We start from the raw sequence: 5,414 nt of genomic DNA, 5'->3' as shown, positions 1-5,414 counted from the left end.
TATGTTCCGGCGGTGTCCTACTCTCCCACACCCTGTCGAGTGCAGTACCATCGGCGCTGGCAGGCTTAGCTTCCGGGTTCGGAATGGGACCGGGCGTTTCCCTGCCGCTATAACCGCCGTAACTCTATGAAACTATCCACAGAGAGCCACCCATACTCCCCTCGGTATTCCTGGGGTTTGTGTGGTGTCTTCTGTATCTGTGTGTTGTTTCAGATACTGCACAGTGGACGCGTAGCAACCTTTGTTTGTAAGCCCTCGGCCTATTAGTACCGGTCACCTCCACACGTTACCGTGCTTCCAGTTCCGGCCTATCAACCCCATGGTCTGTAGGGGGCCTTAACCACTCTAGGTGGTGGGAAACCTCATCTTGGAACAGGCTTCCCGCTTAGATGCTTTCAGCGGTTATCCCTTCCGAACGTAGCCAACCAGCCGTGCCCCTGGCGGGACAACTGGCACACCAGAGGTTCGTCCGTCCCGGTCCTCTCGTACTAGGGACAGCCTTCCTCAAGTTTCCAACGCGCGCGGCGGATAGAGACCGAACTGTCTCACGACGTTCTAAACCCAGCTCGCGTGCCGCTTTAATGGGCGAACAGCCCAACCCTTGGGACCTACTCCAGCCCCAGGATGCGACGAGCCGACATCGAGGTGCCAAACCATCCCGTCGATATGGACTCTTGGGGAAGATCAGCCTGTTATCCCCGGGGTACCTTTTATCCGTTGAGCGACACCGCTTCCACTTGCCGGTGCCGGATCACTAGTCCCGACTTTCGTCCCTGCTCGACATGTCTGTCTCACAGTCAAGCTCCCTTGTGCACTTGCACTCGACACCTGATTGCCAACCAGGCTGAGGGAACCTTTGGGCGCCTCCGTTACATTTTGGGAGGCAACCGCCCCAGTTAAACTACCCACCAGGCACTGTCCCTGAACCAGATCATGGTCCGAGGTTAGAGGTCCAATACGATCAGAGTGGTATTTCAACGACGACTCACCGAGCACTGGCGTGCCCGTTTCACAGTCTCCCACCTATCCTACACAAACCGTACCGAACACCAATACCAAGCTATAGTGAAGGTCCCGGGGTCTTTTCGTCCTGCCGCGCGTAACGAGCATCTTTACTCGTAATGCAATTTCGCCGAGTCTGTGGTCGAGACAGCAGAGAAGTCGTTACGCCATTCGTGCAGGTCGGAACTTACCCGACAAGGAATTTCGCTACCTTAGGATGGTTATAGTTACCACCGCCGTTTACCGGGGCTTAAATTCTCAGCTTCGCGCCGAAGCGCTAACCGGTCCTCTTAACCTTCCGGCACCGGGCAGGCGTCAGTCCGTATACATCGTCTTACGACTTCGCACGGACCTGTGTTTTTAGTAAACAGTCGCTTCTCTCTGGTCTCTGCGGCCCAAACCAGCTCACGGCGTAAAGCCGGTCACCAGCTCGGGCCCCCCTTCTCCCGAAGTTACGGGGGCATTTTGCCGAGTTCCTTGACCACAGTTCTCTCGATCGCCTTAGTATTCTCTACCTGACCACCTGTGTCGGTTTGGGGTACGGGCCGTGTACCAACTCACTAGAGGCTTTTCTCGGCAGCATAGGATCACTGAATTCGCCTCAATCGGCTACGCATCACCTCTCAGGCTCATGCAACACGGATTTGCCTATGTTGCGCCCTACAGGCTTACACCAGTACAACCACTGACTGGCCCAGCTACCTTCCTGCGTCACCCCATCGCTTGACTACTACACCCAGGGTCGCGCGCAGCCCCATCCGGCCTCCCGAAGGAGGTCCATCAGGTTTTGGGCGCTTAGCACAGATGATTCGCCATTGGGCGCGGATACACGGGTACGGGAATATCAACCCGTTGTCCATCGACTACGCCTGTCGGCCTCGCCTTAGGTCCCGACTCACCCTGGGCGGATTAACCTGGCCCAGGAACCCTTGGTCATTCGGCGGACGAGTTTCTCACTCGTCTTTCGCTACTCATGCCTGCATTCTCACTCGCGCAGCCTCCACAACTAGGTCACCCCGCTGCTTCCCTGGCTACACGACGCTCCCCTACCCAGCCGCACCACTGCACACGATCCCGTAGGAAAGTGTGGATGTATTGTGCGACTGCCGCGGCTTCGGCGGTGTACTTGAGCCCCGCTACATTGTCGGCGCAGGATCACTCGACCAGTGAGCTATTACGCACTCTTTCAAGGGTGGCTGCTTCTAAGCCAACCTCCTGGCTGTCTGCGCAATCCCACATCCTTTTCCACTTAGTACACGCTTAGGGGCCTTAGCCGGCGATCTGGGCTGTTTCCCTCTCGACTACGAAGCTTATCCCCCGCAGTCTCACTGCCGCGCTCTCACTCACCGGCATTCGGAGTTTGGCTGATTTCGGTAAGCTTGTGGGCCCCCTAGACCATCCAGTAGCTCTACCTCCGGTGAGAAACACGCGACGCTGCACCTAAATGCATTTCGGGGAGAACCAGCTATCACGGAGTTTGATTGGCCTTTCACCCCTACCCACAGCTCATCCCCTCAGTTTTCAACCTAAGTGGGTTCGGGCCTCCACGACGTCTTACCGTCGCTTCACCCTGGCCATGGGTAGATCACTCCGCTTCGGGTCTAGAACACGCGACTCAAACGCCCTATTCGGACTCGCTTTCGCTACGGCTACCCCACACGGGTTAACCTCGCCACATGCCACTAACTCGCAGGCTCATTCTTCAAAAGGCACGCCATCACCCCCAGCAGCAAGCTGCTCGAAGGCCCTGACGGATTGTAAGCGCACGGTTTCAGGTACTATTTCACTCCCCTCCCGGGGTACTTTTCACCTTTCCCTCACGGTACTAGTCCGCTATCGGTCACCAGGGAGTATTCAGGCTTACCGGGTGGTCCCGGCAGATTCACAGCAGATTTCACGGGCCCGCTGCTACTCGGGCACTCACTACAACAGAGAACATGTTTTCGCCTACCGGACTCTCACCGTCTACGGTTGGCCGTCCCAGACCAATTCGACTAACACGAACTTTTCTGACTGTTGCTCGCCACGGCAGTGACAAGAAAGTGAGCCCCACGACCCCACACGTGCAACGCCTGCCGGCTATCACACACGCATGGTTTAGCCTCATCCGCTTTCGCTCGCCACTACTCACGGAATCACATGTTGTTTTCTCTTCCTGTGGGTACTGAGATGTTTCACTTCCCCACGTTCCCTCCACACACCCTATATATTCAGGTGCGGGTAACACGACATCACTCGTGCTGGGTTTCCCCATTCGGACACCCTCGGATCACAGCTCGGTTGACAGCTCCCCGAGGCTTATCGCAGCCTCCTACGTCCTTCATCGGCTCCTGGTGCCAAGGCATCCACCGTACGCTCTAAAACACTTACAAAACAAAGATGCTCGCGTCCACTGTGCAGTTCTCAAACAACACACCCACTCGAATCGAACATCAGGACTTACCGGCCGAAGCCGACAGTATCTCAGAAAATCCGAGCGGATCGTATTTTTTGCCTGGAAAGAACGTCTGTTCTTTCAGGACCCAACAGTGTGTTGATATATCCACCAGCACCACAGACTCGGCTGCAGCCGTACGTGATGGAGATTGTCAGCGTTCCACCCATGAGCAACCACCGAACCACATTCGAGTTCGTAATGGCCTCTGCCACAACCGGTACTCGACTCTTCGAGCCGGCATGGAGAATGCTCCTTAGAAAGGAGGTGATCCAGCCGCACCTTCCGGTACGGCTACCTTGTTACGACTTCGTCCCAATCGCCGATCCCACCTTCGACGGCTCCCTCCACAAGGGTTAGGCCACCGGCTTCGGGTGTTACCGACTTTCATGACGTGACGGGCGGTGTGTACAAGGCCCGGGAACGTATTCACCGCAGCGTTGCTGATCTGCGATTACTAGCGACTCCAACTTCACGGGGTCGAGTTGCAGACCCCGATCCGAACTGAGACCGGCTTTAAGGGATTCGCTCCACCTCGCGGTATCGCAGCCCTCTGTACCGGCCATTGTAGCATGTGTGAAGCCCTGGACATAAGGGGCATGATGACTTGACGTCGTCCCCACCTTCCTCCGAGTTGACCCCGGCAGTCTCTCACGAGTCCCCGCCATTACGCGCTGGCAACATAAGATAAGGGTTGCGCTCGTTGCGGGACTTAACCCAACATCTCACGACACGAGCTGACGACAGCCATGCACCACCTGTACACCGACCACAAGGGGGCCTACATCTCTGCAGGTTTCCGGTGTATGTCAAACCCAGGTAAGGTTCTTCGCGTTGCATCGAATTAATCCACATGCTCCGCCGCTTGTGCGGGCCCCCGTCAATTCCTTTGAGTTTTAGCCTTGCGGCCGTACTCCCCAGGCGGGGTACTTAATGCGTTAGCTACGGCACGGATCCCGTGGAAGGAAACCCACACCTAGTACCCACCGTTTACGGCGTGGACTACCAGGGTATCTAATCCTGTTCGCTACCCACGCTTTCGCTTCTCAGCGTCAGTTACTTCCCAGAGACCCGCCTTCGCCACCGGTGTTCCTCCTGATATCTGCGCATTTCACCGCTACACCAGGAATTCCAGTCTCCCCTGAAGTACTCAAGCCTGCCCGTATCGACCGCAAGCTCGGGGTTGAGCCCCGAGTTTTCACGATCGACGCGACAAGCCGCCTACAAGCTCTTTACGCCCAGTAATTCCGGACAACGCTCGCACCCTACGTATTACCGCGGCTGCTGGCACGTAGTTGGCCGGTGCTTCTTATACTCCTACCGTCACTTTCGCTTCGTCGGAGTCGAAAGAGGTTTACAACCCGAAGGCCGTCATCCCTCACGCGGCGTCGCTGCATCAGGCTTCCGCCCATTGTGCAATATTCCCCACTGCTGCCTCCCGTAGGAGTCTGGGCCGTGTCTCAGTCCCAGTGTGGCCGGTCGCCCTCTCAGGCCGGCTACCCGTCGTCGCCTTGGTAGGCCATTACCCCACCAACAAGCTGATAGGCCGCGGGCTCATCTTGCACCGATAAATCTTTCCACCATCGACCAGGAAGCCGAAGGTCATATCCGGTATTAGACCCAGTTTCCCAGGCTTATCCCAGAGTGCAAGGCAGATCACCCACGTGTTACTCACCCGTTCGCCGCTCGTGTACCCCGAAGGGCCTTACCGCTCGACTTGCATGTGTTAAGCACGCCGCCAGCGTTCGTCCTGAGCCAGGATCAAACTCTCCGTTGAAGACTCACAATCACACCCGAAGGCGCAATCAAAAGTACAAACTAGAGTCCGAAAACCTAGCAAAACAATCGCCAGCTGGAATTTAGCTGACTTAAATGTTCGGCCCTCCACACGGGGGGTATGAAGAACCGAAACCAAATTAAATATTTGGCACTGACATTCATCAACACACTATTGAGTTCTCAAAGAACACACGCACAC

The 5,414-nt window shown here is 56.3% G+C and carries 3 rRNA genes; all 3 read right to left on the bottom strand.

Going from position 1 to position 5,414, the window contains the following annotated elements:
- Positions 1-4 precede the first annotated feature (4 nt).
- Positions 5-121: ribosomal RNA gene (gene rrf / locus NS4_RS30870) — 5S ribosomal RNA — on the bottom strand.
- 122 nt (positions 122-243) lie between these two features.
- Positions 244-3,374, bottom strand: a 23S ribosomal RNA gene (locus NS4_RS30865).
- A gap of 322 nt (positions 3,375-3,696) precedes the next feature.
- A 16S ribosomal RNA gene (locus tag NS4_RS30860) occupies positions 3,697-5,213 on the bottom strand.
- The 16S, 23S and 5S rRNA genes sit together here, the layout of an rRNA operon.
- Between the last annotated feature and the right edge of the window lie 201 nt (positions 5,214-5,414).

It is taken from the genome of Nocardia sienata NBRC 100364 (assembly GCF_001613205.1).
In the GTDB taxonomy this organism is placed as follows: Bacteria; Actinomycetota; Actinomycetes; order Mycobacteriales; family Mycobacteriaceae; genus Nocardia; species Nocardia sienata.
The sequence above is the reverse complement of the archived record's forward strand: the minus strand, read 5'-3'. Positions and strand labels throughout refer to the sequence as shown.